The sequence below is a fragment of the Acidovorax sp. LjRoot38 genome, assembly GCF_964252975.1.
Taxonomy (GTDB): Bacteria; Pseudomonadota; Gammaproteobacteria; order Burkholderiales; family Burkholderiaceae_C; genus Acidovorax; species Acidovorax facilis.
Genome location: NZ_CAXUPT020000005.1, coordinates 89,142 through 114,882 on the forward strand (window position 1 = coordinate 89,142; position 25,741 = coordinate 114,882).

The following is a 25,741-nucleotide window of genomic DNA, read 5'->3' on the forward strand; positions in this document are numbered from 1 at the left end:
TGGCTGAGCCGCCGCAGAGTGGCCGCTGGCCGTCTGGCTACTTCAGACGAAGCAATGCGGCGCTGGCCAGCTCGGCCATGCGCGACAGAAATTCGGTGCCCATCGTGGCATCAAAACGCTGCGGGTCTTGCGAGCCCAGCACCAGCAGGCCAAACGCGGGCGTGGCGCTGTCGATGGCGCCTGCGCGCAGCGGCAGCAGAGCCAGCGACTGGGCGGGTTCGCCCGCCTCGTTGGCCAGCCAGGCGGCAGGTTCGAAACCCAGGTTGGGGCCGCAGAACGGCATGGTGAGCGACGAGGCGAACGCGCGGGCGTCTTCGCTGGCGCCCTGGGTGAAGTCGGCGTCGATGTACGGCGCGGCCACCTCCCACACGCGGACCGCCGCCTGGGGCACGTCGAAAAGGGTGCGTACACCATCCACCACGGCCTGGGGCAGGTCGAACGGGTCGCGCACCTGCAGCAGGCTGCCGGTCCATTGGTGGACCTTGTTGGCAATGGCAGCGTTTTCGGTGCTGTTACGCACCATTTCCATGATGCGCTGCTCCAGGCCCTTGATCTTTTCACGCAGCATTTCGGCCTGGCGCTCCTGCAGGCTCACGGCGCGCGCGCCGTGGGGGCTGGTGATCTGCACGCTGGCCAGCACCTCGGCATGGCGTTCGAAAAAGCCCGGCGTGTTGGTGAGGAACTGGGCGATGTCGTCTTCGGTGATCGGTGGGATGTGGGACGTCATAGGAGGGTGTCAGGAATATCGATCTGGCCTTCGAACACCGTGGTGGCGGGGCCTGTCATGAAAACGGAATCGGTGTCGGCACCGCTCCAGGCAATGGTGAGGCGGCCGCCGCGCGTGTCCACATGCACCTCGTTATCGAGCAAGCCGAGGCGGATGCCGGCCGACACGGCGGCGCAGGCGCCCGTGCCGCAGGCCAGGGTCTCACCAGCACCGCGCTCGAACACGCGCAGCCGCACGTGGGTGCGGTCCACGATCTGCAAAAAGCCTGCGTTCACGCGCTGCGGAAAACGCGCGTGGCGCTCGATCAAAGGGCCCGCTTCGGCGACAGGGGCGGTGTCCACGTTGTCCACCAGTTGTACGGCGTGGGGGTTGCCCATGGAGACCACTGCTATCAAAACAGTAGCTACTAGCGCTTTACCATCCAGCGCTAGAGGCCATTTTTGCCCTGATCCTTGCTCTACAGGGCTCAGGCCGCTGGCATCGAACGGTACCTGCGCGGGATCGAACTGCGGGCGGCCCATGTCCACGGTGACACGGCCATCGGGCGTGAGGCGGGGGGCGATCACGCCGCTTTGGGTCTGCACCCGCAGGGTGTCTTTGCCCGACAGGCCTTTGTCGTGCACAAAGCGCGCAAAGCAGCGGGCGCCGTTGCCACACTGCTCCACCTCTCCGCCATCGGCGTTGTGGATCACGTATTCGAAGTCGATACCGTCAGCGGGCGAAGGACGCACGGTGAGGATCTGGTCGGCCCCCACGCCGAAGTGGCGGTCGGCCAGAAAACGGTATTGGGCGGTGCTGAGCCCCAGGCGGCCCTGCGTTTCGTCGAGCACCACGAAATCGTTGCCCGCGCCCTGCATTTTGGTAAAGCGAATCTGCATCCGTCAGATTATCGTCGGTGGGCCGCCAATAACCTCAGGCAGCGCCGGTTTCACGGCCCCATTAGGCTTGCGCTCTTTGGGCGCCGCTCTGGCTGCCACCCGCCAAGGACTCTTTGATGCCCGATCTTTCCGCCTTCGCCATCACCCACAAATGGCCCTCCCAGCACCCCGACCGCCTCCAGCTGTATTCGCTGCCCACGCCCAACGGCGTGAAGGTGTCGATTGCGCTCGAAGAGCTGGGCCTGCCGTATGAACCCCACCTGGTGAGCTTTGACACCAACGACCAGACCTCGCCCGAGTTCCTGTCGCTCAACCCCAACAACAAGATCCCCGCCATCCTCGACCCCAACGGCCCGGACGGCCAGCCGCTGGCATTGTTCGAATCCGGCGCCATCCTGTTGTACCTGGCCGAGAAAACCGGCCAGCTGATCCCGCAGGAGGCCGCTGCGCGCTACGAAACCATCCAGTGGGTGATGTGGCAGATGGGCGGCCTGGGCCCGATGTTCGGCCAGCTCGGCTTCTTCCACAAGTTTGCGGGCAAGGACTATGAAGACAAGCGCCCGCGCGACCGCTATGTGGCCGAATCCAAACGCCTGCTGGGCGTGCTGAACCAGCGCCTGGCAGGCCGCCAGTGGGTGATGGGCGACCAGTACACCATTGCCGACATCGCCATCCTGCCCTGGGTGCGCAACCTGATTGGTTTCTACGGCGCGGGCGACCTGGTGGAGTTTGGCCAGTTCACCGACGTGCAGCGCGTGCTGGACGTGTTTGTGGCACGCCCGGCGGTGGTCAGGGGTCTGGCAATTCCGGCACGCGGTTGAGCGAGGAGGGGGTGCGCACTGTCGCTTTCTTTCTCGCCCGCCCTTGATATTGATCATGCCGACCAGCCCGCCGCACGGCCGCCGCGCGCCTACGATGGACCTCCTTAAAAAATCAGGGAGTACCCCATGGGATTGACCGTCAACGTTCTGGACGATCTGGGCGCACACAACCTCCAGGCAGCTGCCCAGGCGGCACTGCAGGAGACCAACGCCATCGCGTTGATCGAGCTGCTGGAGATGCTGTGGAGCTGCGACGTGGAAGGCGCCAACGCCGTCATTGATGCGGTGCTGCTGCGCCTGCAGCAGCTGCGGGCGATGCGCTGAGTGGGCGACCCCAGCACACCCGCCGTAGTACGGCCCATGGGCCGTACCGAAGTGGGAGGTGTGCACATGGCGCGCCTCCCCTCGATAATGGCCCGATGCCCCGCACCAGCCAACAACTGCACCCCTACCGCGAACCTGTAGCCACCCGCCTGGCCGCCACTGTGCTGCTGCTGCGCGATGCACCCGGCAATGCGGGAGGCATCGAAGTCCTCATGACCCGGCGCTCCGACAAGGCCAGCTTTGCACCGGGTGCCTATGTGTTCCCGGGCGGGGGCATCGATGCGCTGGATGCGCAATCGCACACCGCCGCCGACCGCCGCCCCACACAAAGCGACCTGCACCTCACCCAGGCCATCGCCGCCATCCGTGAGAGTTTTGAAGAACTGGGTGTGCTGCTGGCCCGCCATGCCGACGGCCCCCGCAAGGGGTTGATGGCCGATGCGCAGGACATCGCCGCCATCGACCGCCACCAGCCCTTTGTGGCGCAATGCACCGCGCGCGGCCTGCGGCTGGCGGCCGACAGCGTTTTCATGCTGGCCCACTGGATCACCGACCGCGACCTGCCGCGCCGCTTCGACGTGCCATTTCTCGTCGCCCGCATGCCCGAGGGCCAGGAGCCTGTGGCTGACGAGGCCGAGCAGTTCGAGCCCGTCTGGGTGCGCCCGGCCGATGCGCTGGCACGGCATGAGGCGGGGCAGTTCTTCATGATCTTTCCAACCATCCGCACGCTGCAGCGGCTGGCCACGTTTGCCACCACCCAGGCCGTGTTTGACGCGCTGGCCCACGAGCTGCCCCTGTGGACCAGCTGCCCGCGCGCGGGCACGCTGGCGGGCAAGGAAGCGCGGTACATGGAAAGCGACATGCCCTACGGCGAGCTGGCCCTGGTGTGCCCCGACGGCCAGATCGTGCACCCGCTGGACTGGCAAACCGAGCGCCCCGTGCCGCTGCTGCGCAACGTACAGCGGTTGACCGCCCCCAACCCCGGCGTGATGACCGGCCCCGGCACCAACAGCTACCTGGTGGGCGACCCCGCCACGGGCTATATCGCCATCGACCCCGGCCCGGCAGACCCCGAACACCTGGACAAGCTCTGGCGCGCGGCGGGCGGCGACATCCGCATGATCGTGTGCACCCATTCGCACCCCGACCACTCGCCGGGCGCCGCGCCGCTGCAGGCACTGTGTGTGCAGGCGGGCAAAGCCCGGCCCCCCATCCTGGGCCTGCCCTCGGCGCCCACCGCGCGCACGGCCAGCACATTCACACCCGACAGATCGCTACAAAATAATGAGCTACTCGCGCTTGATGGACAAGCGCCAGAGGGCAATATTACCCATACTTTGCAGGTCATCTACACCCCGGGCCACGCCGCCAACCACCTGTGCCTGCTGCTGGTGGAAGACGCCCTGCTGTTCAGCGGCGACCATGTCCTGAACGGCAGCACCACGGTGGTGGACCCACCTGACGGCAACATGGCCGACTACCTCGATTCGCTGGACAAGCTCGACGCCGTGTGCGCCGAGCATGGCGTGGAGTTCATCCTGCCTGCGCACGGTTATGTTCTGGGCGATGCCCGTGGCGCCATCGCCAAGCTCAAGGCCCACCGCCTGGCACGCGAGGCCAAGGTGCTGGCCGCCATGCAGGCGCTGCCCCAGGGCAGCATGGAAGACTGGGTGCGGCACGCCTACGCCGACGTGCCGCCGCGCATGTGGCCCGTTGCGCAGCGCTCGCTCCTGGCGCATGTGGAGCGAATAAGAATGTTCGCCCCCTGAGTCGCCCGCGGCGCCTTCCCCCATCCGGGGGACGACGCCCTCGCTGCGGGGCGGCCCTTGCTTGGCGTCCCTGGCGGAGAGCGCGCCCGCTGCACGCGCCACGAACAACAAGAGGCGTGCCCACACAATCCATCCAACAAAGAAAGCCGCCCCAACCCATGAATGACAAAAACCCCGACCCCTCCCACATCCGCCTGGCCAAGCGTGTGGCCGACCAACTGAACTGCTCGCGCAGCACGGCCGAGCAATTCATCGAAGGCGGCTTTGTGAGCGTGGACGGCCAGGTGGTGGAAGCCCCCGGCGCACGCGTGCGCCCCGACCAGGCCGTGACGGTGGCGCCAGACGCCAGCCTGCTGGAGTTGACCCCGGTGACCTTGCTGCTACACAAGCCAGTGGGGTTTGAAGCGGGCCTGGGTCTGCCCGCCGGGCAGGCGGCCCACGCCAGCCGCAGCCAGGGCGCCACTGCGGCCACCACCCTGCTGAGCCCGGCATCCCACCTGCCTGAGGACGCCTCAGGCATCCGCGTGCTGCAGCGCCACTTCAAGCAGCTGGAATGTTTCACCCCGCTGCCCACCGAGGCCAGTGGCTTGGTGGTCTATACGCAGGACAAGCGCATCGCGCGCAAGCTGGCGGAAGACATCGAGTCGCTGGAGCAGGAGTGCATCGTGGAGGTAAAAGGCGACATTGCACCGAACGGGCTGCAGCGCCTGTGCCACGGCCTCTCGTTCAACGGCCGCCCGCTGCCGCCCATCAAGGTGAGCTGGCAAAACGAGACCAAGCTGCGCTTTGCCCTCAAGGGCATCCGCCCCGGCCAGATCCCGGCCATGTGCGAGGCCGTGGGCCTAGCCGTAGTGGCCTTGAAGCGCATCCGCATCGGCCGCGTGCCGCTGGCGAAGGTACCTGAAGGGCAGTGGCGGTATTTGCAGCCTTGGGAAAGATTTTGAATCCCCCCTGAGTCGCCTTCGGCGCCGTCCCCCCCGGGGGGGACGCCACCGGTGGCCTGGCAAAGCCAGTTCCACGGTGGCACTGGTCTGGCCGCGTGCCCCGTGGCTACGTCGGTGCGACTGTCCGCTTGGCGACCCTGCCGACGGGTTCGGTATCAGACCAACCCAAACCGTTCACGCTGAGCTTGTCGAAGCAAGGCGCCAAGCTTGGACATGCTCGGCCCGAACGGTAAGCCCCAGCTTCCAAGCGACAAGTTCACAGCTATCAAATTCATAGCTGCCAGCACTTTATGGAAAAGCGCCAGAGGCCAATTCGGCATAAACTTTTCTTCCACAGACCGCTGCTACACTGCGCGGCAAACAGGAGGGAGTTCATGAGCCAAGTTTCATCAGACAGAGACAGCGCTGCGGGGCCGATGTCTACGTTCATGCCGCAGAACATCGATGCACACCCGATGGAGTTCACGGGCAGCGGGGGCGAATACTTCCGGGTGTGGATCGTCAACGTGCTGCTGTCCATCGTCACGCTGGGCATCTACACCCCCTGGGCCCGGCGCCGCACGGCGCAATACTTCTACAGCCACACGCTGGTGGCGGGCAGCCCGCTCGAATTCACTGCGCAGCAGCGCAAGATGGTGATGGGCTTCGTGCTGCTGATGCTCATCACCCTGGCCTACAACATTGCCGCCAACACGGGGCAGGATGCTGCCGTGGGCGTTTTGCTGCTGACGGGCGCCGTGCTCTCGCCGCTGATCTGGGGCAGTGCCATGCGTTTTCGGCTGGGCGCCACGCGCTGGCGCGGCCTGCGCCTGCAGTTCACCGCCCACTGGAAAGAGGTCTACCTCGCGAGCTGGCCCCTGTTTGCGCTGGCGCTGGTGTGGTTCGGCGTGTTTTTTGGCATGCAGATCCTCTCGCCCGAACTGGCCGACGTCTTGCAGGAGGTGGAGGACGAAGCCGCCAACCCCAAGATGCCTTCGTTCACCCCGGCCATGGGCGCCCTGCTGCTGCTGGGCCTGGTGCTGACCGTGCTGTGCTTCATCCGCCTGGAATACAACTACAAGAGCCTGCTGGTGCTCAAGGCCCAGGTAGGCGCCGAAAAAGGCCGCTGGAAGCCGGTGTACATGGATTTCGTCAAGGTGTGGCTGGCCACGGTGGCCGTTTTCGTGCTGACCGTGGTGGGGTTCTCGGTGCTGATTGGCGTGCTGGCGGGCAGCTCCATCGCCCTGTTCGCCGGTCAGAGCAACCGCATGGGCCTGTGGATGATTCTGGTGATCATCGTGTCCATCATCGCGGGCATCTTCATGCTGATCCTGGCGTCGGCCCCCGCCCGCGCCTACCGCGAGGCGCGCATGTTCCAGCTCATGTGGAACAACATCGGCGTGAGCCATGTGGCACGGTTCAAGTGCCACCTCAAGAGCGGCAGCTACGTGGGGCTGCGCATCAAGAACATGCTGCTCACCCTGCTCACGCTCGGCCTCTACCGCCCGTTTGCACGAGTGAGTGAATACCGCATGAAATGCGAATCCGTCACCCTGCACGTCAAGGGCGGCGTCGAACAGGTGGCGGGCGCCATGGTGCGCCAGCAACAGGGCGGCCTGGGCGATGCGCTGGCCGATGCGGCAGGCCTGGACCTCATCGGTTGAGCATGCCCGCCCCAGTGAACGCAGACCTGATCCAAGGACGCTGGTTCGACGGCCAGAGCAGCAGAGCCCGCCCCGTGATGGTGGGCCTGCGGGCCACGCCCCAGGGCCCGTCGCTGGTGCTGCACCCGCTCTCACCGCCGGGCGCCGAGCCGGTCGTGTTCGCCTGGAAGGACGTGGGCTGGCCAGAGGCCTGGAACGAACACAAGCCCCAGCCCCTGGTGGTCGTGGACCTGCGGGACCACGGCAGCCTGGAGATCGATGCCGTGAGCGACTGGCGTGCCGCCCTCGCAGCCGCTGGCGAACGCCCCGGCCTGGCCCAGCGCATGCAGACCCGCTGGCCCGTGCTGCTGGGTGTGACAGCCGCCGCCGTCATCGGCCTCACGCTGTTCTACCGCTATGGCACGCCCTGGGCAGCCACACAGCTCACCCGCTTTGTGCCCCTGGGCTGGGAAACCAGCGTGGCCGAGAACGTGCTCAAGCAGATGGACGACGGCACCTTGAAGCCCAGCAAGCTCCCCAAGGAGCGGCAGGAGCAGCTCAAGGCCCGCTTTGACGCCCTGGTGCAGCAGACGCCCACAACCATGCACCGCTACCCCGACTACCGTCCGCCGCTGTCGCTGGAGTTCCGATCAGGCATGGGCGCCAATGCGTTTGCCCTGCCCGGCGGCAAGATCGTGATGACCGACGGCATCGTGAAAACCGCCACCGACCAGGGCCTGCCCGACGACGCCCTGGTGGGCGTGCTGGCCCACGAGATCGGCCATGTGGTGTACCGCCACACTACGCGCATGGTGGTGGAACAAGGCGTGCTCAACATGGGCCTGGGCCTGGCGCTCGGGGACGTTTCGGCCGTGGTGTCCACAGGCGCCTCGGTGCTGACCGGCCTGGCCTACAGCCGCACCCACGAACGCGAAGCCGACTGCTACGCCATCGCCCTCATGGACCACACGGCCTTGCCCACGGCGCCCATGGGCAAGCTGCTGCTGGCCATTGCCCATGACGAAGAGGAAGAAGAAGAAAACAAGAAGAAAGAAGAAGAAGAAGAAGAAGAGAAAGCAGGCCAGAACCAGGCAGCCGCACCCACGGCCAAACCCGGCGCCAGCAGCCCCGAACGCTCGCGCCAGCGCAAGACGGCGGAAGAGATGGCCTCGCACCCTGTCTGGTCGCTGCTCAGCAGCCACCCCGACACCGTGGCGCGAGCCAGCGAGCTGGAAAAGGGGCATGCGCCCCATTGCGCGAAAAACTGAGCCAGCCCCCGCCCTTTGCTGGGCAAGGCCGGCTTATTCCCGCCATCGGCAGAGCTTGAGGCGCGAAGGGCCTGGGAACCGCGGTGGGGAAACCGGGGATGGGAAATAAAGTGTGAAGCGCGCCGATAAGCCGGATTCTGTGCACCACGGTTGCCCGCAGTGTGACCGCCATTAATCTGGGCCGGGTGTCGCCACCACGGCTCGGTGCTACCTACCCGCCAACTCTGCGGAACCACATCAACGTTGGCCTACTTGGTATTGCTGCGCGTAGAGATTGCCCGTTTCACCCCCGGTGGTTTGCCTTGCGGCACTCCCCCGGGACTCGTCTCTGTTGCTCTGATCCTCACCTCACGGTGGGCAGCCGTTAGCTGCTACGCTGTCCTGTGCAGTCCGGACGTTCCTCCAGTGCCTGGTTTCCCAGATTGCACCAGCGGCGGTCTGGCGCGCTTCACGGGGTGGATTATCGCCCAGCGGCCGCGACGCGATCCCAGTCCAGACCAAAACGCGCCAGGTACTTGCGCAGCCGGTCCGCGTCGTTGACCACCGTGCGCTGCGTGCGCGAGGCCTGGAACAGTTGCCGCCCAGCGTCCGACAGGGTGCGGGCGTTGCGGCACACATGCAGTACCGCCGCCAGCTGCAGCTGATCAAAAAGGTCCATGGTTCCCACCGCTTCCTCACCCAACAGGGCCGCAAGATCGTCGCGGCCCAACACGCCGGGCGTGAACGCCAAACCGTTGCGCGCATCGCTGGCGGGTTGCCACAGCCAGCGCAGGCGGGCCATTTCGGCCTCGACCAGGGACAGGCCAATGCGGCCGCTGTCGGCCAGCGTGGCCAGGCGCGTCACGCTGGCGGAGAGGTCGCGGAAGTTGCCCGTCCACAGCGCCTCGGGCGACTGGGCGTAGCGCAGGTAGGCGGCGCGCGCCTCGTTGGAAAAGCGCACGCTGCGGCCCAGTTCGGCGCCTGCGCGGGCCAGCTGGTGGTCCACATTAGGTTCGATGTCTTCAGGCCGCTGCGCCAGGCCGGGCAGCACATAGCTCCAGAGGTTGATGCGCGCATACAGGTCTTCGCGAAAGCGCCCGGCCGCCACCTCGGTGCGCAGGTCGCGGTTGGTGCCGGCGATCAGCTCGAAGTCGCTGGCCACCTCGCGGTCGCTGCCCATGGGGTAGAAGCGTTTTTCTTCCACAGCCTTGAGCAGCATGGCCTGCTCGTCCAGGCCCAGTTCGCCAATCTCGTCGAGGAACAGCACGCCCTTGTGCGCCGTGCGCAGCAACCCCGCACGGTCGGCTGCCGCGCCCGTGAAAGCGCCCTTTTTGTGGCCGAACAGCGTGGATGCCGCGCCGTCGCCATGCAGCGTGGCGCAGTTCACCTCCACAAATTCGCCCTCGACCTGGTGGCGCGCCTTCTTCAGCTCGTACATGCGCCGCGCCAGGTGCGACTTGCCCGCGCCTGTGGGCCCGGTGAACAGGATGGGCGCGCGCGAGCGCACCGCGACTCGCTCCACCTCGTCGATCAGCGCGTTGAAGCGCGCGTTGCGCGTGGCAATACCGCTTTTGAGGAACTGCACCGCGTCCTGCTGCTCGGCGCCAAAGCGCTGCGCGATCACGTCGTAGCGCGATAGGTCCAGGTCGATCAGCGTGTAGCTGCCCGGGTCGCCCATCTGCTGGCGCTTGGGCGGCGAGGTCTGCGCCAGCACGCCCGGAATGCGGCGCGACTCCACCAGCAGGAACAGGCAGATCTGCGCCACGTGGGTGCCGGTGGTGATGTGGGTCCAGTATTCCTCGCGCTCGGTGTCAAAGCGGTAGCGCTGCGCCCAATCAAAGAGCTTCGCATACACCTCGCCAAAGTCCCACGGGTCGGCAATGGGCAGGGGTACCAGGTTCACCGTGGTCTCGGGGGACGCGATCACCATGTCCGCGCGCACCTGTTGCGCCAAGTCCTGGTGGGGCGGCGTGTAGAGCAGCTCCAGCCGCTCGATCACCACGTCCTCATGCTGCACCAGCGATACGGTGGGGCGCCACTTCTCCCACCGCCCCGCGCCCCGGCCGGAGTCGAGCTGGGTGCCAAGGAAACCGATCACGACTTTGTTTTTGCGCATGCTATTTATCTATTTATTTAGCTTTCATTCTAGTTATTTCACATTTCTTAAACAAATAAAAAATCATTGAATGGAATTTCTGCATATAAATCAATGGGTTGAAGCAGTTCAGTCGAAAAAACGCAAACTGGCACGCATCTGGCAATAGATAAGACATCCAGTGCAAGCGGTGACCGCTCACAGGCCGGGGTTAGGACCAACGTTCGCCCCGCCGGTGCAGGGATTCCGGGCTCTCAAGGCCTTGTCGATTCCTTGCATGCCGCACACCGCAAACGCTGGGTAACGGCAAGGTCGTGGTGACGCCTCGCAAGAGGACGCGCCGGGTTCGACTCCCGGCTTGCCACCACTGGTAGCTCAGTCTGGTAGAGCCCCCCGAAAGGGGTTGTCGCAGGTTCGATTCCTGCCCACGGCCGCAAGGCCAGCACTTGGAAGTACCGGTCGAAAGACCACCCGCCGAACGCGGGGAGTTGCCCCAGGGTTGCGTTTTTGGACGCACCCGCAAGGCAAGGCCCCGTCAGCCGGTGGCGGTTTGTGCCAGCACCCGGCACGGCCCGCGCCCGCAGCCAGCCACGCTGCCGCCCTGCTTGCAGGGCAGCAACCACGGCGCACTGCAAGGCCCCGGCTGTGCCCGCTGGCACCCCGCCATCGCTGTAACGGCACCCTGATTGCAATGACAACAACGACGAAGTAACGACAACAAAAGAACAAGGAGAAGAAAAATGATGAAGCTGATCGAACGAGTGACCGTGAAGAAAAACGAACGCGCCCTGCTGCTGCGCAACGGCAGCTTTGACCGCGTGCTCCAAAGCGGCACCTACTGGCTGTTTGCAGGCATGGACCAGTTGCGCGTAGAGACCTTCGCCCTCGAACAACCCGCTTTCACCCACGGCCTGGCCGACTACCTGATGGCGCAGGAGCCTGCCGTGGTGGCGGCAGAGTTTGTGCAAGTGAACCTGTCGGAGCAGCAAGTGGGCCTGCGCAGCGAAAACGGCGTGCTGGTCGAGGTGCTGCCCCCTGGCACCCGCCGCCTTTATTGGAAAGGCCTGGTGGAGGTGAACGTGCAGGTGATCGACCTGGAAGCGAGCCCCGAGCTGCCCGCCGCCCTGGTGGCGCGCCTGACACACACACAACTGCGCCAGCGCAGCGTGACCGGATTGGCTGGTGTGTTGCAGGTGCAGGTACCCGAGGGCCAGTGCGCGCTGCTCACCATCGACGGCAAAGTGGATCGGCTGCTGCCTGCGGGCGCCTACGCGTTCTGGAAGTACGGCCGCACCATCGCCGTGGAGCTGGTGGACCTGCGCCTGCAAGCCGTGGAGGTATCGGGCCAGGACATCATGACCCGCGACAAGGTGAGCCTGCGGCTGAACCTCTCGGCCACCTTTCGCTACACCGATGTGCTGCGCGCCTTTGCCCAGTTGCAAAAGCCCGCCGATCACCTGTATCGCGAGCTGCAGTTTGCGCTGCGCGCCGCCGTGGGCACCCGCACGCTCGATGAGCTGCTGGAGAACAAGACGGTGATCGACGACGTGGTGACCGCGCACATGGCCGCCAAGCTATCGCCCTACGGCATGCAGCTGGAAAGCGTGGGCGTGAAGGACATCGTGCTGCCCGGCGAGATGAAAACCATCCTGACCCAGGTGGTGCAGGCGGAGAAACAGGCCCAGGCCAACGTGATCCGCCGCCGCGAAGAGACCGCCGCTACGCGCTCGCTGCTCAACACGGCGAAGGTGATGGAGGACAACCCCGTCGCCCTGCGCATGAAGGAGCTGGAGACGCTGGAACGGGTGGCCGAGCGCATCGACAAGATATCGGTGTTTGGTGGACTGGACCAGGTGCTGAACGGCCTGGTGAAGATGCGCTGAAAGAGAACCATGAAAAAGAAACCAACGACTGCTGCAATGCCTCTGGAAGCCGCCACACAGGCGGTCTACCAGACCTTTGCGAAATACCAGGCACCGCATGGGCTGCTGGATGTCTGCACCGGCTGCTGCATGGATGCCGAACTGGAGCGCGAGATGCGATGCCTGCCGCTGCGCCAACTGACGCGGGAACACTTTTATCAATACAACGACTCTGCCAAGAGCCAGGTACAGCCCGCGGACGAGATCAAGTACTACCTTCCTCGCATGCTGGAATTGCTGGCGCAAGGAGCCCGATTGCACCACTCCACCGAGATCTATCTCGACCGGCTGGGGCGTTGCCTTGCCGATGCCTACTCATCTGACGAGAGGGCTGCCGTGCTGGGTTATGCACGGGCATTCTTCGCCGAGGGCCTGGCGCAGTGGGAGCCGGACAGCGAAGGCCTTTTCCAGGGAGAGCACGCATTCAGCATCCTGCTGATGTGGGACTACGCCGGAGTATCCATACAGCCCTTGCTGGGCGACTGGTTAGCCGACGACCGCGAAGCCGCGACACTGAACTTTGTAGATTCCTACTACTGGGAATACTGGACGAATGGCGGAGCGATCTCCAACGCGTTTGCCGAGGCGCCCTTTCATGCCGCCATGCAGGCATGGCTGAATGATCCGCAAGTCAAAGCCGCGTGGGCACACAAGCTATTGAAGCTGACAGAGGACGGGACACCCGCCGACTGGCGCCCGGCATGCGCCAAATGCGGCCAGATCCACTACCCGCTGACCGAACGCATTGCAGCTGTCTTTGATGCAATGGCCAGCTGAAGATGAACAACAGAACAGGAAAGAAACATGAACAACTACGAACAATATGAAGTACCCAACGGCGTGCCCGTGAAGATGTGGACCAACGGCGTGCCCGTGGAAGAAGAAGCCCGCAACCAGCTGCGCAACATCGCGCGCCTGCCCATCGTTTTCAAGCATGTGGCGGTGATGCCCGATGTGCACCTGGGGATTGGCGCCACCATCGGCTCGGTGGTACCCACCCTCAAGGCCATCATCCCCGCTGCGGTGGGGGTGGATCTGGGGTGCGGAATGATGGCGTGCAAGACCACGCTGACGGCCAGCGACCTGCCCGACAACCTGTCCGGCGTGCGCTCCGCCATCGAGCGCGCCGTGCCGGTGGGGATGACGCCCAAACGCATGGGCCGCGATAAAGGCAGCTGGGACACCCCGCCCGCCGAGACCGACCGCGCCTGGGCCGGTCTGGTGGATGAGTTCGAGGAAATTTGCGAGGCGCACCCGCGCATCAAGAACACCAACAACTACAAGCACCTGGGGACGCTGGGAACGGGGAACCACTTCATCGAGATCTGCCTGGACGAACACCAGTCCGTGTGGGTGATGCTGCACTCCGGCTCACGCGGGGTGGGGAACGCCATCGGCACCCACTTCATCGAGCTGGCCAAGAAGGACGCCGAGATGAACCAGCGCAACCTGCCCGATAAGGACCTGGCGTACTTCGAGGAAGGCGCACAGTATTTCGGCGACTACGTGAAGGCCGTGGGATGGGCGCAAAAGTTTGCTGCCGCCAACCGCGAAGTGATGATGGGCCGCGTGATTGCCGCGCTGCGCACGGTGATCACCAAGCCGTTCGAGACGCATGTGGAAGCGGTGAACTGCCACCACAACTACGTGCAGCGCGAGACGCACTTTGGCCAGGAGGTCTTCGTAACCCGCAAGGGCGCGGTGAGTGCCGAGCAGGGCAAGCTGGGGATCATCCCGGGGAGCATGGGGGCCAAGAGCTTCATCGTGCGCGGCAAAGGCAACCCCGAGAGCTTCAACAGCTGCAGCCACGGCGCGGGCCGCACCATGAGCCGTACCAAGGCCAAAAAGATGTACACGGTCGAAGATCAGATCAAGGCAACCCAGGGCGTGGAATGCCGCAAGGATGCCGACGTGATTGATGAGATTCCGATGGCGTACAAAGACATCGATGCAGTGATGGCTGCGCAGCAGGACCTGGTGGAGGTGGTTTACACGCTCAAGCAGGTCGTTTGTGTGAAGGGGTGAGAGAGCATGAACGTCTACAAAGAGCAAGTGGAAACACTCCAAAACCTGTTGGTTTCACGAGCAACAGGTAATGACGAAGACGACGCTGACTATGTGAGGCTCAGACAGGTCGTCTTGTCTGAAAGGCGATTTGAGTCTCAGGTTCCAAGCTTCGTGAGAACGTGCCGAAGCCTGCCCCAGTTCTGGCAATTCGTAAAAGGCAAATACGCCACCTATGCCGAAAGAAGAGATTTCATTTGGGGCGAATTTCGTCCATTTTTGGAGCAAATTGAATCGGACCAAGACTCCCCAGCGGATTCATTGGTTTCCGGAGCTGTCAAAAGAATGAATTCGGCGTACGCCCAAGCGATTTGGTCGAAGGCCCTGGATCGGAGGGCTTCCGATCCGGAGGGTGCCATCACCGTGGCTCGAACACTCCTTGAGTCGGTGTGCAAGCAAATTCTTGACGAGTGCAACGTTGCACACGACGACAACCCTGACATGAACAAACTTTATCGACTCACAGCAGAAGAGTTGCGAATAGCGCCATCCCAACATACTGAACAGGTTTTCAAGCAAATCCTGGGAGGATGCACGGCTGTCGTTGAGGGTTTAGCGGCACTCCGGAACCGGTTGGGAGATGCTCACGGAAAGGGAAAAGTAGGCATTCGGCCTGCCGCGCGCCACGCAGAACTAGCAGTCAACCTCTCCGGCGCACTAGCTATTTATCTACTTGCTACCCATGAAGCCCGTAAGGATGTGCCGACCTAACGCAATCCGTTTTCAAACAAACCTTGATGGAAAAGAAAAAAGAAATTCCCATTGCTAATGTGACCCCCCTCACCCTCGACGGCTCCACCGGCGAAGGCGGCGGCCAGATCCTCCGCACCGGCCTGGCCCTTGCCATGGTCACCGGCCGCCCGCTGCACATCACACGCATTCGCGCCGGGCGGCCCAAGCCGGGGCTGATGCACCAGCACCTGGCCTGCGTGCAGGCGGCGGTGGCGGTATGCGGCGGCGATGCAGAAGGCGCGGAACTGGGGTCGCAAACGCTGCTGTTCACGCCCGGCGCCGTGCGCGCAGGCGACTACCGCTTTCAGATCGCCACGGCGGGCAGTTGCCTGCTGGTGCTGCAGACCGTGCTGCCCGCACTGATGCTGACGGAGGGCCAGAGCCGCGTGCAGCTCTCGGGCGGCACGCACAACCCGATGGCGCCGCCGTTTGATTTTCTGGAGCGGGCGTTTGCACCGCTGGTGCGGCGGCTGGGCGTGGGCCTGGATCTGCAACTGCAGCGGCGCGGCTTCTACCCCGCCGGGGGTGGCGAGGTGCTGGCACACATCACGCCCGCAGCGCTGCCGTTGACGCCTGTGGACGTGCTGGAGCGCGGCCCGCTGCAAGACGCGTGGGGCGAGGCACTGGTGCCGGGCCTGGCGCGCAACATTGCCACGCGGGAGCTGGACGCGCTGGGCCAGCGCATGGGCTGGACCTTTGAATCCGGCCGACTGCGCCAGCCCCCTACGCGTCAGAACGAAGGCCCGGGCAACGCGTTGATCGCCACGCTGGAGTACGAGCACATCACCGAGGTGTTCTGCCAGCTGGGCGAGCGCAGCCTGTCGGCCGAGCAGGTTGCCAAGCGGCTGGTGGATGAAGTGCGCGACTACCAGCGCAGCGCGGGTGCCTTAGGCCCGCACCTGGCCGATCAGTGGATGCTGCCGCTGGCCCTGGCGGTGTGGCGCAGTGGGCAGGCCGCGCGCTACACCTGCACGGAGGTGACGCAGCACACGGCAACCAACGCGCAGACGATTGCACTGGGTTTGCCGGTGCGGGTGCAGATCACGCCAGTGGACAAAGCCATGCTGGTGGAGATCAGCCCGCAGCTGTAAGCCGGGTTGCAGAGACTGGGGTGGATGCCTTGGCTATATCCATATCACCAAGGCTGTAGAACAACTGGTTCAGAATGCGCGTGGTGCCGCAATGCCAGCCCGGGAACTCGTTCGCTTGAGTTTGTGGAAGAGTTCGCCATCGCGCCCCGCTTCGACAGACTCAGCCCGAACGGATTTGTTCTGAAGGGCTGGATTGGATCAACCCCCTTCTTTGCCACTCACAGGAGACGCCATGAAAGTTGACAACATTCTGCAAACCATCGGCAACACGCCCCACGTGCGCATCAACCGCCTGTTTGGCCCGGCGGCCAACGTGTGGGTGAAGTCCGAGCGCAGCAACCCTGGCGGCTCCATCAAGGACCGCATCGCACTGTCGATGGTGGAAGACGCTGAAAAGTCCGGCGCCCTGCAGCCCGGCGGCACCATCATCGAGCCCACCAGCGGCAACACCGGCATCGGCCTGGCTCTGGTGGCCGCCGTCAAGGGCTACAAGCTGATTCTGGTGATGCCCGACAGCATGAGCATCGAGCGCCGCCGCCTGATGCTCGCCTATGGTGCGCAGTTTGACCTGACCCCGCGGGAGAAGGGCATGAAGGGCGCGATTGCCCGCGCACAAGAACTGCAGGCGCAGACACCCGGCGCGTGGGTTCCCCAGCAGTTCGAGAACCCCGCCAACATCGATGTGCATGTGCGCACCACGGCGCAGGAGATCCTGACGGACTTCCCCGATGGCATCGACGTGCTGATCACCGGCGTGGGCACGGGCGGCCATATCACGGGCGTGGCACGGGTGCTCAAAGCCAAGTCCCCCAACCTGAAGGTGTTTGCGGTGGAGCCCACGGCATCGCCCGTGATCTCGGGGGGCGCACCGTCGCCCCACCCCATCCAGGGCATTGGCGCGGGGTTCATCCCCAAGAACCTGGACACCAGCCTGCTCGACGGTGTGATCCAGGTCGATGCCGAACCGGCCCGTGAATACGCACGCCGCTCTGCGCGCGAAGAGGGCATCCTGGTGGGTATCTCGTCGGGCGCCACGCTGGCCGCCATTGCACAAAAGCTGCCCGAGCTGCCTGCGGGCGCCAAGGTGCTGGGCTTCAACTACGACACGGGCGAGCGCTACCTGTCGGTCGAAGGGTTCCTGCCGGCGTAAGCGCCGCTGCCGCCAGGGCAGCACTTTGCAGAACGAAATGGGGCTATCAGGCCCCATTTTTTTCGTCCCCAGCAGCACAAAACCACGGCCAGCCGTCCTACAGCGGCAAGGCAGTGCAGCCCAAACAATCAAGTCATCCCTCGGCCTGCCCCTAGTGGCCATTGCGCACACCGCGGCGGCTTCGCGGGGGACCCACTCCAAAGATTGTTTGACTGCCCATGGCCACCACCGCCGCTACCGATCCCCAGCCCATCGCGTTCAAGGTGCTCACCGTGAACGTGCACAAGGGCTTTACCACCTTCAACCGGCGTTTCATGCTGCATGAGCTGCGGGATGCCGTGCGGGATGTGGCAGCCGATCTGGTGTTTCTGCAGGAGGTGCTGGGCACGCACCACCGCCATGCCAGCCGGTTCGCCAACTTTCCGCAGGTGCCGCACTACGAGTTTCTGGCGGACACCATCTGGTCGCAATACGCCTACGGGCGCAACGCGGTGTATGACAACGGCGACCACGGCAATGCGCTGTTGTCCAAGTTTCCGATCACACACTACGAGAACCACGATATCTCCATCAGCGGGCCCGAGCGGCGCGGCATGCTGCATTGCGTGTTGCAGCCGCCGGGCCACCACCTGCCGGTGCATGCGGTCTGTGTGCACCTGGGCCTGCAGGAATCCCATCGACAGCGGCAGCTGCTGCGTGTGTGCGATCTGCTGCGCAGCTTCCCAGCCAACGAGCCCGTGGTGCTGGCGGGGGATTTCAACGACTGGCGCAACCGCGCGCACGACATCCTGCACCGCGAAGCGGGCCTGCAAGAGGTGTTTGTGCAGGCCTTTGGCCGTGCGGTGCGCACGTTTCCAGCCTCCATGCCGCTGCTGGCGCTGGACCGCATCTACGTGCGCAACGCCGCTGTGCATGCGCCGCTGTCACTGCCCAAAAAACCCTGGGACAAGCTCTCGGACCATGCGCCTTTGGCGGCGGAGATCCTGCTATGAAGCGCCCTGCTTTCAGCCTGCCACGCTCATCCCGCTGGGTTCCGGGCAACCACTTCGAGTTGCTGGAAAACGGCGAGGAGTTCTTCCCGCGTGTGTTCAACGCCATTGCCCAGGCCCGGCGCGAGGTGATGCTGGAAACCTTCATCCTGTTCGAGGACAAGATCGGGCAGGAACTGCATGCCGCCCTGCTGGCCGCAGCCAAGCGCGGTGTCGAGGTGCATGTGCTGGTGGACGGGTTTGGCTCGCCCGATCTGTCGGACCAGTTTGTGGGCAGTCTGGTGGATGCGGGTGTGCGCTTTCGGATTTTTGACCCGGGCCGTCGCTTCCTCGGGCAGCGGCTGAACGTGCTGCGCCGCATGCACCGCAAGATCGTGGTGGTGGACGGCCAGCTGGGTTTCATCGGCGGCATCAACTATTCAGCCGACCACATGGCCGACTTCGGCCCCGAGGCCAAGCAGGACTACGCCGTGCAGGTGCGCGGCCCGGTTGTGGCGCAGATGCACCGCTTCACGCGCGAGGCGGTGCTGGACCGCAGCGCGCACCAACGCCCCCACGCCACAGACATTACCGGCCGCCCCCACGCAGGCACAGCCAACGCCATGTTTGTGACGCGCGACAACCAGCAGCACACCAACGATATCGAGCGCCAGTACCGCGTGGCCCTGCGCGCCGCGCGCACCCGGGTGGTCATTGCCAATGCCTACTTCTTCCCGGGCTACCGCTTCATCCGAGAGATGCGGCGGGCCGCCAAGCGGGGCGTGGACGTGCGGCTGATCCTGCAAGGCCAGCCCGACATGCCCATCGTGAAGACAGCAGCCAGCCTGCTGTACGACCACCTGCAACGCGCGGGCGTGCGGGTGTACGAATACTGCGACCGCCCGCTGCACGGCAAGGTTGCGCTGGTGGATGAGGACTGGTCCACCGTGGGCTCCAGCAACCTCGACCCGTTGAGCCTGTCGCTGAACCTGGAGGCCAACGTGATCATCCAGGACCGCGACTTCAACGCCCACCTGCACCGCCGCCTGTCGCATCTGATGGACACCAGTTGCAAGCAGATCGAAGCTGCAGCGCCCAGCCATTGGAATGGACTGCGTCTGTTGCGCAGCTATGCGGTGTACCACCTGATGCGCTGGTTCCCGGCGTGGGCGGGCTGGCTGCCCCACCATGAGCCCACGATCACGCTGGCCAGCCCAGGTACGTCGTCGGCCGAGCCCGCCAGCAGCGCGGCCACCTGACGGCGCCCCGGAGCCCCCGCCATGGCCACCTCCACACTGCCCGCGGACACCCAGACGGGCACCGCCGACGCCATGGCATCACCTGCCCCCAGCAGCAGCACCAGTAGCAGCAGCCCACGCGGCTGGCGCCACTGGCCGCAGCAGGCCTGGTGGCCGTGGGCCACCCGGGGGTTCGCTGCCGCTTTTTTTGCGGTGGTGGCCGGGCTGATCTTTCGGCAGGCGCGCACCGTAGACTGGCCCGCCGTGCTGCAGGCGCTGCGCGACCTGCCCACCACCGCGCTGGCCGTGGGTGGCGCGCTGGCGCTGCTGAGCCACTTCACCTATGGCAGCTTTGACTGGGTGGGCCGCCATTGCAGCGGCCACCGCTTGGCGCGCACCACCACGCTGGCCATCGCCATGACGAGCTACCCGTTCACGCTCAACCTGGGCTCGCTGATTGGCGGCGTGGGCGTGCGCTACCGACTGTACGACCGGCGTGGCGTGGACCCCGGCACGATCGGTCAGGTGGTGGGCACCAGCATCGTGACGAACTGGGTGGGTTACCTGTTGCTGGCTGGCGTGCTGGCGTGGACGTGGCAGCCGCCTGCGGTGGCCGGGTGGGCTGTAGAGTCCTGGCAGTGGCGTCTTGGCGGCACCGTGTTGGGATTGCTGCCACTGGCCTATGTGGCGCTGTGTGCCCTGCGCAGTGGCCGCGCCCTCACGCTGAGAGGCCACGCGTTCCCGCTGCCCGGCTGGCCCGTGGCGCTGTGGCAGGTGGCCGTGTCGGCCGCTAACTGGATGCTGATGGGCGCCGCGCTGTGGACGGTGCTGCAACACCAGGTGAGCTACCCCGCCGCGCTGGCCACCGTGTTGCTGGGGGCGGTGGCCGGGCTGGTGCTGCGCGTGCCTGCGGGCCTGGGTGTGCTGGAGGCCGTGGGCGTGGCGCTGCTGGCCACCCAGGCGCTGGGGCAGGAAGAAGTGCTGGCGGCCCTGCTGGCCTACCGGGCGCTGTATTACTTTGGGCCACTGGTGCTGGCGGCCATAGCCTTTGGTGTGGCAGAGCTGCGCTGGCGCCAACAGTCGGGCAGCGATGATGAAGTTCCAAAAGCTCGAAAAATATGATTCAAAAGTGCCTCTATCGCTTATCCATCAAGCGCGAGCAGCTATTGATTTGATAGTTTTTTAGGCACACGGCTCCACGCCCCCTGCACGCCAGGGCTTCCGTGGGTGGCGAGCACCCCGTATCATCGCGGCCCCACGCCATTGCAACCCGCCCGATCGACACGGGCCCGCAAGAACATGATTCGACTCTCCGAAATCCGGCTGCCCTTCACCGTGGCCGAAGCCCCCGAGGCGCCCCTGCGCGCCGCTGCCTCGCAAATCCTGGGCATCGCCGATGCCGACATCGCCCACCTGCACGTCTTCAAGCGCAGCTTTGATGCGCGCAAGGCCGACCTGCTGGCGGTCTACATCGTGGACATCACCCTCGCGCAGCCCGCGCGCGAAGCCGCCCTCCTGGCCCAGTTTGCGGGCAACCCGCACATCCAGCCCACGCCCGACATGGCCTGGCACCATGTGGGCCAGGCCCCGGCAGACCTGCCCCTGCGCCCCGTGGTGGTGGGCTTTGGCCCCTGCGGCATCTTTGCGGCCCTGGTGCTGGCGCAGATGGGCTTCAAGCCCATCGTGCTGGAGCGCGGCAAGACCGTGCGCGAGCGCACCAAAGACACCTGGGGCCTGTGGCGCAAACGCGAGCTGCATGCCGAAAGCAACGTGCAATTTGGCGAAGGCGGCGCAGGCACCTTCAGCGACGGCAAGCTATACAGCCAGATCAAGGACCCGCGCCACCTGGGCCGCAAAGTGATGAACGAGTTCGTCAAAGCCGGTGCGCCCGAAGAGATTTTGTACGTCGCCCACCCGCACATCGGCACCTTCAAGCTGGTGAAGGTGGTGGAGAACCTGCGCGAGCAGATCATTGCGCTGGGCGGCGAGATCCGCTTTGAGCAGCGCGTGACGGACGTGATCATCGAAGGCACCGGTGAAGCCCGCCACCTGCGCGGCCTGAAGGTGCTGAACCAGGCCACGGGCGAGACCACCGAGCTGCGTGCCGACCACGTGGTGATGGCGCTGGGCCACAGCTCGCGCGACACCTTTGCCATGCTGTACCAGCGCGGCGTGGCCATGGAGGCCAAGCCGTTTTCCATCGGTTTCCGCATTGAGCACCCGCAGGGCGTGATCGACCGCGCCCGATGGGGCCGTCACGCGGGCCACCCGCTGCTGGGCGCGGCCGACTACAAGCTGGTGCACCACGCCGCCAACGGGCGCGCGGTGTACAGCTTCTGCATGTGCCCCGGTGGCACCGTGGTGGCCGCTACCAGCGAGCCCAACCGCGTGGTGACCAACGGAATGAGCCAGTATTCGCGCAACGAGCGCAATGCCAACGCGGGCATGGTGGTGGGCATCGACCCACGCGACTATCCGCAGGACGCGCAGGCGTTTGAGACCCACCTGGGCCAGACCTACGGTGTGGAAGCCTTGCCCGCCGGTCAGTTCCACCCCCTGTCGGGCAGCGTGCTGCAGCGCCAGCTCGAATCGAATGCGTTTGTGCTGGGCGGCCGCGACTACAGCGCACCGGGCCAGCTGGTGGGCGAGTTCATTGCGGGCAAGCCTTCGACCCAGCTGGGCAGCGTGGAGCCCTCGTACAAGCCGGGCGTGGCCCTGGGCGACCTGCACGCCGCCCTGCCCGGCTACGCCATCGAGGCGCTGCGCGAGGCACTGCCCGTGTTCGGCCGCAAGATCAAGGGCTTTGACATGCACGACGCGGTGCTGACGGGCGTGGAGACGCGCACCTCATCGCCCCTGAAGATCGGGCGTGGCGAGAATCTGCAAAGCCTGAACACGCCGGGCCTGTACCCGGCGGGCGAAGGCGCCAGCTACGCGGGCGGCATTCTGTCGGCGGGCGTGGATGGCATCAAGGTGGGCGAAGCCGTAGCGCGCAGCCTGCTCGGTGCCGCCACATGATGCGTTCGCCCACCCCGCTGCAGTTTGCAGCAGCGGCCCTGGCCATGGCCGCCGTGGTGCTGGCGTCCAACATCCTGGTCCAGTTCCCCCTCAATGACTGGCTCACCTGGGGCGCCATCACCTACCCGGTGGCCTTTTTGGTGAGCGAGCTGGTAAACCGCGCCCACGGCCCGCAGCAGGCGCGGCGGGTGGCCTGGGTGGGGTTTGGGGTGGCGGTGGCCGCCTCGCTGGTGTTGGCGCCTGCGCGCATTGCCATCGCGTCGGGCGCAGCCTTTCTGCTCTCGCAATGGCTGGACATTGCCGTGTTCGACCGCCTGCGCCACGGCGTCTGGTGGCGCGCGCCGCTGGTGGCCACGCTGCTGGCGGCCATGCTGGACACGGCCGTGTTCTGGAGCATTGCGTTTGGGGGCACCAGCGACCCGTGGATCACCTGGGCACTGGGTGACCTCGCGGTGAAGCTGGGGCTGGGCGTGGCGCTGCTGCTGCCGTTTCGCCTGCTCATCGGCAGCCGACTGGCTTCGCCCCGCCGCACGGCCTGAGCCGCGCGGCGCCCCTCTGCTTTTCGCTTCTTACTTGCGCTGCAGGAAGTCCACGGCCAGTGCGGCCAGGCTGCGTGCGCCGGTCGGCAGTTGGTCTTCGTCGATGTCGAACAGCGCGGAGTGGTTGGGTGGCGCCTTGGCAAATTCCTTGCCCTTGGGCGGTGCGCCCAGGAAGTAGAAGAAGCCGGGCACGACCTTCTGGAACTCCGAGAAGTCCTCCGAGCCCGCCACCTTGGGGATCACCATGGTCTTGCCGCCCATGGCCAGGTTCAGTGCGGGCAGCGACGCCTGCGTGAGTTGCGCAGGGTTGGTGGTCACGGGGTAGGCCACGGGGCCAAAACGCACGCTGGCCTTGGCGCCGCTGGCGGCAGCGATTGACTCGGCCGTGGTGGTGATGCGCTTGAGTGCTTCCTGGCGCATGTCTTCGTCAAACGTGCGCAGCGTGCCCATCATCTCCACCTTGTCGGGGATGATGTTGTAGCGGGTACCGCCCTGGATCTGGCCGATGGTGACCACGGCCGGTTCCTGGCTGATGTTGAGCTGGCGGCTCACCACGGTCTGCAGGCCCATCACCACCTGGCTGGCGGCCACGATGGGGTCGATGGTGGCCCAGGGCGACGAGCCATGGCCGCCCCGCCCTTCCACATGGATGGTGATGTTGTCCGACCCGGCCATCAGCGGGCCGCTGCGGTAGCCCACCACGCCGCCCGGCAGGTTGGAGGTGATGTGCAGGCCGTAGATGGCCTGCACGTCCTTGAGCGCACCTGCTTCGATCATGGCCTTGGCGCCGAAGCTGGGCACCTTGCCGTTGGCATCGGCCTCCACGGGCGCGCCCTCTTCTGCGGGCTGGAAGATGAACTTCACCGTGCCGGGTAGCTGGGCCTTCATGCCCGCCAGCACCTCGGCCGCGCCCATCAGCATGGCGGTGTGGGCGTCGTGGCCGCAGGCGTGCATCACGGGCACTTCCTTGCCCAGGTAGTTGGCCTTGGCCTTGCTGGCAAAGGGCAGGCCAGTGTTCTCCAGCACGGGCAGCGCGTCCATGTCGGCGCGCAGGGCCACCACCTTGCCGGGCAGGCCGCCCTTGAGCGTGCCCACCACGCCGGTGCCGCCCACGCCGGTCTGCACCTCCATGCCCAGCTTCTTCAGGTGCTCGGCCACGAGCTTGGCGGTGCGCACTTCCTGGCCAGAGAGTTCGGGGTGGGCATGGATGTCGCGGCGCCAGCTGACCATCTTGGGCGCCACGGCGTTCACGGCGGCGTCGATGGTCTGCAGGCCCGCGGCATCCAGCGCCTGGGCCTGGGCCGAAGAGACGAAAGTCAGCCCGCTGGCGACGAGGCCGGCGGCAAGTGCGATGGCAGAGAGGGGTTTATGCATGGGCAGATCCGTAGGGAGTGAACAGCCACGAGGGCCTGGGTGGGGAAGCGAAAAGCACGTTCATGCTAAAAGCGCACGCTGCCTTCATGACAAGCGAAAATCGCCATACACAGAGCCAATATCGCCATGCCACCGTCACCTTCGTCCTTGCCTTCGGCGCCGCCCAAACCCCCGGTGTTCCGCGTGGACATCCCGCTGCTGCCCGAATCGGCCGCAGGCAGTGCCCTGCAGCTCATCGACCTGCTGCGCGGCGCCAACCTGCTGGCCAGCCAGCGGCTGGGTGCACAAGCACCCCGCCTTGCCTGGCGCCTGCTGGACGCCGAGGGCCTGCCCCTGGCACCCTTGCCGAGCCCCCTCGCAGCCTACACGGTGCCAGATGACAAGGATGCGGCACTGGCCCCCACCCGGGCGCTGTTCATCCCTTCGTTCCACGCGCCGGACATCCCGGCCATCCGTGCTGTGGCAGCCCGCCACCAGGCGCTGTCACGCCAGCTGGGCATTGCGCTGGACGCAGGGCAAAAGCTGCTCACCATGGGCAATGGCGCCTGGCTGGCGGCGCAAAGCGGGCGGCTGAATGGGCGCCAGGCCTGCCTGCCCTGGTTCTACCTCGCGGGGTTTGAACGGGACTTCCCGGGCATCGGCCACAGCCTGGGCCAGGACCTGTCGGACGACGGCCCCTGGCTGAGCTGCGCACTGCCCAGCAACGTGAACCTGCTGGCAATCGCCCTGGTGCGCCAGGCGCTGGGGCCGGAGCTGGCTGCCGCCTGCGAGACCGTGATGACCCCCGACCACCAGCGCGCCCGCGCGGCGCTGCAGGCCAACGCACAGCAGCACATACCCGCCACGCGCGACAGCACACTCGCCCGCGCCATTGCCTGGATGGAGGCGCACCTGGACCAGCCTTACTCGCTGGACCGGCTGGCCGAGGCCGCATCGGTGAGCACGCGCACCCTGCTGCGGCATTTCCAGCAGGAGCTGGCGCAGTCGCCGCTGGACCACCTGCACGGCCTGCGCTGCGCGCGTGCCCGGGTGATGCTGGAGGTGACGCTGGAAAGCGTGCCCAGCATTGCCGTGGCCTGCGGCTACGCCGACCCGGCTGCGTTCCGGCGCATCTTTGTGCGCTACACCGGCATGGCCCCGTCCGAGTACCGCAAGCGCCATGCGCTGCGTGCGCCGCGCCGTCGCTGGCGGGTGGAGGTGAAGTAGAGCGGTACGCCC

At 65.5% G+C, this 25,741-nt stretch carries 22 protein-coding genes and 1 other RNA gene; 18 read left to right on the forward strand and 5 right to left on the reverse strand.

Going from position 1 to position 25,741, the window contains the following annotated elements:
• Positions 1 to 37: 37 nt before the first annotated feature.
• Complete coding sequence (locus ACSQ22_RS10480; protein ID WP_055399608.1) at positions 38 to 727, reverse strand: DUF484 family protein; 690 nt, start codon at positions 725 to 727, stop codon at positions 38 to 40.
• Positions 724 to 1,605: a diaminopimelate epimerase gene (dapF, locus tag ACSQ22_RS10485; protein ID WP_121422302.1), complete on the reverse strand. Its 882-nt coding sequence runs from the start codon at positions 1,603 to 1,605 to the stop codon at positions 724 to 726. Before dapF ends, ACSQ22_RS10480 begins: the two co-directional genes overlap by 4 nt.
• A gap of 116 nt (positions 1,606 to 1,721) precedes the next feature.
• Here dapF and ACSQ22_RS10490 point away from each other — a divergent pair, with 116 nt between their 5' ends.
• The 6 genes from ACSQ22_RS10490 to ACSQ22_RS10515 all read left to right on the forward strand — a co-directional run bounded on the left by ACSQ22_RS10490 (position 1,722) and on the right by ACSQ22_RS10515 (position 8,353).
• Complete coding sequence (locus ACSQ22_RS10490) at positions 1,722 to 2,426, forward strand: glutathione S-transferase N-terminal domain-containing protein (protein WP_436130249.1); 705 nt, start codon at positions 1,722 to 1,724, stop codon at positions 2,424 to 2,426.
• A 126-nt stretch (positions 2,427 to 2,552) separates the two neighbouring features.
• Complete coding sequence (locus ACSQ22_RS10495) at positions 2,553 to 2,750, forward strand: hypothetical protein (RefSeq protein ID WP_306555971.1); 198 nt, start codon at positions 2,553 to 2,555, stop codon at positions 2,748 to 2,750.
• 95 nt (positions 2,751 to 2,845) lie between these two features.
• Positions 2,846 to 4,519 carry an MBL fold metallo-hydrolase gene (locus tag ACSQ22_RS10500; protein ID WP_436130250.1) on the forward strand — a complete coding sequence of 558 codons (1,674 nt, stop codon included), beginning with the start codon at positions 2,846 to 2,848 and terminating at the stop codon, positions 4,517 to 4,519.
• A 158-nt stretch (positions 4,520 to 4,677) separates the two neighbouring features.
• Positions 4,678 to 5,463 (forward strand): rRNA pseudouridine synthase, encoded by a 786-nt coding sequence (locus ACSQ22_RS10505; RefSeq protein ID WP_436130251.1) that lies wholly within the window; start codon positions 4,678 to 4,680, stop codon positions 5,461 to 5,463.
• A gap of 374 nt (positions 5,464 to 5,837) precedes the next feature.
• Entirely contained in the window at positions 5,838 to 7,106 is a 1,269-nt protein-coding gene (locus ACSQ22_RS10510; protein WP_436130252.1) for a YjgN family protein, read from the forward strand.
• Positions 7,107 to 7,108: 2 nt separating this feature from the next.
• On the forward strand, positions 7,109 to 8,353 hold the full coding sequence (locus tag ACSQ22_RS10515) for a M48 family metallopeptidase (protein WP_436130253.1): 1,245 nt from the start codon (positions 7,109 to 7,111) through the stop codon (positions 8,351 to 8,353).
• Positions 8,354 to 8,463: 110 nt separating this feature from the next.
• Here ACSQ22_RS10515 and rnpB read toward each other — a convergent pair.
• Positions 8,464 to 8,803, reverse strand: an RNA gene (gene rnpB, locus ACSQ22_RS10520) — RNase P RNA component class A.
• 10 nt (positions 8,804 to 8,813) lie between these two features.
• Positions 8,814 to 10,448 carry an RNA repair transcriptional activator RtcR gene (gene rtcR, locus ACSQ22_RS10525; RefSeq protein ID WP_436130254.1) on the reverse strand — a complete coding sequence of 545 codons (1,635 nt, stop codon included), beginning with the start codon at positions 10,446 to 10,448 and terminating at the stop codon, positions 8,814 to 8,816.
• Positions 10,449 to 11,170: 722 nt separating this feature from the next.
• On the opposite strand from rtcR, the gene ACSQ22_RS10530 reads away from it, so the two are divergent.
• The 11 genes from ACSQ22_RS10530 (at position 11,171) to ACSQ22_RS10580 (ending at position 23,149) form a co-directional block, all read left to right on the forward strand.
• Complete coding sequence (locus ACSQ22_RS10530) at positions 11,171 to 12,310, forward strand: slipin family protein (protein WP_436130474.1); 1,140 nt, start codon at positions 11,171 to 11,173, stop codon at positions 12,308 to 12,310.
• Between the two features lie 9 nt (positions 12,311 to 12,319).
• Positions 12,320 to 13,126 (forward strand): hypothetical protein, encoded by an 807-nt coding sequence (locus ACSQ22_RS10535; protein ID WP_436130255.1) that lies wholly within the window; start codon positions 12,320 to 12,322, stop codon positions 13,124 to 13,126.
• Between the two features lie 27 nt (positions 13,127 to 13,153).
• Positions 13,154 to 14,374 (forward strand): RtcB family protein, encoded by a 1,221-nt coding sequence (locus ACSQ22_RS10540; RefSeq protein ID WP_436130256.1) that lies wholly within the window; start codon positions 13,154 to 13,156, stop codon positions 14,372 to 14,374.
• A gap of 6 nt (positions 14,375 to 14,380) precedes the next feature.
• On the forward strand, positions 14,381 to 15,124 hold the full coding sequence (locus tag ACSQ22_RS10545; RefSeq protein ID WP_436130257.1) for an abortive infection family protein: 744 nt from the start codon (positions 14,381 to 14,383) through the stop codon (positions 15,122 to 15,124).
• A gap of 26 nt (positions 15,125 to 15,150) precedes the next feature.
• Complete coding sequence (rtcA, locus tag ACSQ22_RS10550) at positions 15,151 to 16,236, forward strand: RNA 3'-terminal phosphate cyclase (RefSeq protein WP_436130258.1); 1,086 nt, start codon at positions 15,151 to 15,153, stop codon at positions 16,234 to 16,236.
• 232 nt (positions 16,237 to 16,468) lie between these two features.
• Positions 16,469 to 17,386 (forward strand): cysteine synthase A, encoded by a 918-nt coding sequence (gene cysK / locus ACSQ22_RS10555; RefSeq protein WP_436130259.1) that lies wholly within the window; start codon positions 16,469 to 16,471, stop codon positions 17,384 to 17,386.
• 218 nt (positions 17,387 to 17,604) lie between these two features.
• Complete coding sequence (locus tag ACSQ22_RS10560) at positions 17,605 to 18,378, forward strand: endonuclease/exonuclease/phosphatase family protein (RefSeq protein WP_121507563.1); 774 nt, start codon at positions 17,605 to 17,607, stop codon at positions 18,376 to 18,378.
• On the forward strand, positions 18,375 to 19,613 hold the full coding sequence (gene clsB, locus ACSQ22_RS10565) for a cardiolipin synthase ClsB (protein ID WP_436130260.1): 1,239 nt from the start codon (positions 18,375 to 18,377) through the stop codon (positions 19,611 to 19,613). Before ACSQ22_RS10560 ends, clsB begins: the two co-directional genes overlap by 4 nt.
• Before the next feature lie 21 nt (positions 19,614 to 19,634).
• Positions 19,635 to 20,714: a lysylphosphatidylglycerol synthase transmembrane domain-containing protein gene (locus ACSQ22_RS10570; protein ID WP_436130261.1), complete on the forward strand. Its 1,080-nt coding sequence runs from the start codon at positions 19,635 to 19,637 to the stop codon at positions 20,712 to 20,714.
• A gap of 177 nt (positions 20,715 to 20,891) precedes the next feature.
• On the forward strand, positions 20,892 to 22,610 hold the full coding sequence (locus ACSQ22_RS10575; RefSeq protein WP_436130262.1) for an NAD(P)/FAD-dependent oxidoreductase: 1,719 nt from the start codon (positions 20,892 to 20,894) through the stop codon (positions 22,608 to 22,610).
• Positions 22,607 to 23,149, forward strand: a complete 543-nt coding sequence (locus ACSQ22_RS10580) for a VUT family protein (protein ID WP_436130263.1) — start codon at positions 22,607 to 22,609, stop codon at positions 23,147 to 23,149. Before ACSQ22_RS10575 ends, ACSQ22_RS10580 begins: the two co-directional genes overlap by 4 nt.
• 30 nt (positions 23,150 to 23,179) lie before the next feature.
• Here the strand turns inward: ACSQ22_RS10580 and ACSQ22_RS10585 are convergent, their stop codons facing one another.
• Complete coding sequence (locus ACSQ22_RS10585; RefSeq protein WP_436130264.1) at positions 23,180 to 24,523, reverse strand: amidohydrolase; 1,344 nt, start codon at positions 24,521 to 24,523, stop codon at positions 23,180 to 23,182.
• A gap of 126 nt (positions 24,524 to 24,649) precedes the next feature.
• Between ACSQ22_RS10585 and ACSQ22_RS10590 the strand changes: the two genes are divergently transcribed.
• Entirely contained in the window at positions 24,650 to 25,729 is a 1,080-nt protein-coding gene (locus ACSQ22_RS10590; RefSeq protein ID WP_436130265.1) for a GlxA family transcriptional regulator, read from the forward strand.
• Positions 25,730 to 25,741 lie beyond the last annotated feature (12 nt).

Excerpts from the sequence above, each read along its gene's own strand:
- ACSQ22_RS10515 (WP_436130253.1), top strand. The coding sequence starts at position 7,109 with ATGCCCGCCCCAGTGAACGCAGACCTGATCCAAGGACGCTGGTTCGAC.
- ACSQ22_RS10495 (WP_306555971.1), top strand. The coding sequence starts at position 2,553 with ATGGGATTGACCGTCAACGTTCTGGACGATCTGGGCGCACACAACCTC.
- ACSQ22_RS10580 (WP_436130263.1), top strand. The coding sequence starts at position 22,607 with ATGATGCGTTCGCCCACCCCGCTGCAGTTTGCAGCAGCGGCCCTGGCC.
- ACSQ22_RS10570 (WP_436130261.1), top strand. The coding sequence starts at position 19,635 with ATGGCCACCTCCACACTGCCCGCGGACACCCAGACGGGCACCGCCGAC.
- rtcA (WP_436130258.1), top strand. The coding sequence starts at position 15,151 with ATGGAAAAGAAAAAAGAAATTCCCATTGCTAATGTGACCCCCCTCACC.
- ACSQ22_RS10535 (WP_436130255.1), top strand. The coding sequence starts at position 12,320 with ATGAAAAAGAAACCAACGACTGCTGCAATGCCTCTGGAAGCCGCCACA.
- ACSQ22_RS10575 (WP_436130262.1), top strand. The coding sequence starts at position 20,892 with ATGATTCGACTCTCCGAAATCCGGCTGCCCTTCACCGTGGCCGAAGCC.
- ACSQ22_RS10545 (WP_436130257.1), top strand. The coding sequence starts at position 14,381 with ATGAACGTCTACAAAGAGCAAGTGGAAACACTCCAAAACCTGTTGGTT.
- ACSQ22_RS10505 (WP_436130251.1), top strand. The coding sequence starts at position 4,678 with ATGAATGACAAAAACCCCGACCCCTCCCACATCCGCCTGGCCAAGCGT.
- ACSQ22_RS10480 (WP_055399608.1), bottom strand. The coding sequence starts at position 727 with ATGACGTCCCACATCCCACCGATCACCGAAGACGACATCGCCCAGTTC.
- ACSQ22_RS10490 (WP_436130249.1), top strand. The coding sequence starts at position 1,722 with ATGCCCGATCTTTCCGCCTTCGCCATCACCCACAAATGGCCCTCCCAG.
- rtcR (WP_436130254.1), bottom strand. The coding sequence starts at position 10,448 with ATGCGCAAAAACAAAGTCGTGATCGGTTTCCTTGGCACCCAGCTCGAC.
- clsB (WP_436130260.1), top strand. The coding sequence starts at position 18,375 with ATGAAGCGCCCTGCTTTCAGCCTGCCACGCTCATCCCGCTGGGTTCCG.
- ACSQ22_RS10530 (WP_436130474.1), top strand. The coding sequence starts at position 11,171 with ATGAAGCTGATCGAACGAGTGACCGTGAAGAAAAACGAACGCGCCCTG.
- ACSQ22_RS10500 (WP_436130250.1), top strand. The coding sequence starts at position 2,846 with ATGCCCCGCACCAGCCAACAACTGCACCCCTACCGCGAACCTGTAGCC.
- ACSQ22_RS10560 (WP_121507563.1), top strand. The coding sequence starts at position 17,605 with ATGGCCACCACCGCCGCTACCGATCCCCAGCCCATCGCGTTCAAGGTG.
- ACSQ22_RS10510 (WP_436130252.1), top strand. The coding sequence starts at position 5,838 with ATGAGCCAAGTTTCATCAGACAGAGACAGCGCTGCGGGGCCGATGTCT.
- dapF (WP_121422302.1), bottom strand. The coding sequence starts at position 1,605 with ATGCAGATTCGCTTTACCAAAATGCAGGGCGCGGGCAACGATTTCGTG.
- ACSQ22_RS10590 (WP_436130265.1), top strand. The coding sequence starts at position 24,650 with ATGCCACCGTCACCTTCGTCCTTGCCTTCGGCGCCGCCCAAACCCCCG.
- cysK (WP_436130259.1), top strand. The coding sequence starts at position 16,469 with ATGAAAGTTGACAACATTCTGCAAACCATCGGCAACACGCCCCACGTG.
- ACSQ22_RS10540 (WP_436130256.1), top strand. The coding sequence starts at position 13,154 with ATGAACAACTACGAACAATATGAAGTACCCAACGGCGTGCCCGTGAAG.
- ACSQ22_RS10585 (WP_436130264.1), bottom strand. The coding sequence starts at position 24,523 with ATGCATAAACCCCTCTCTGCCATCGCACTTGCCGCCGGCCTCGTCGCC.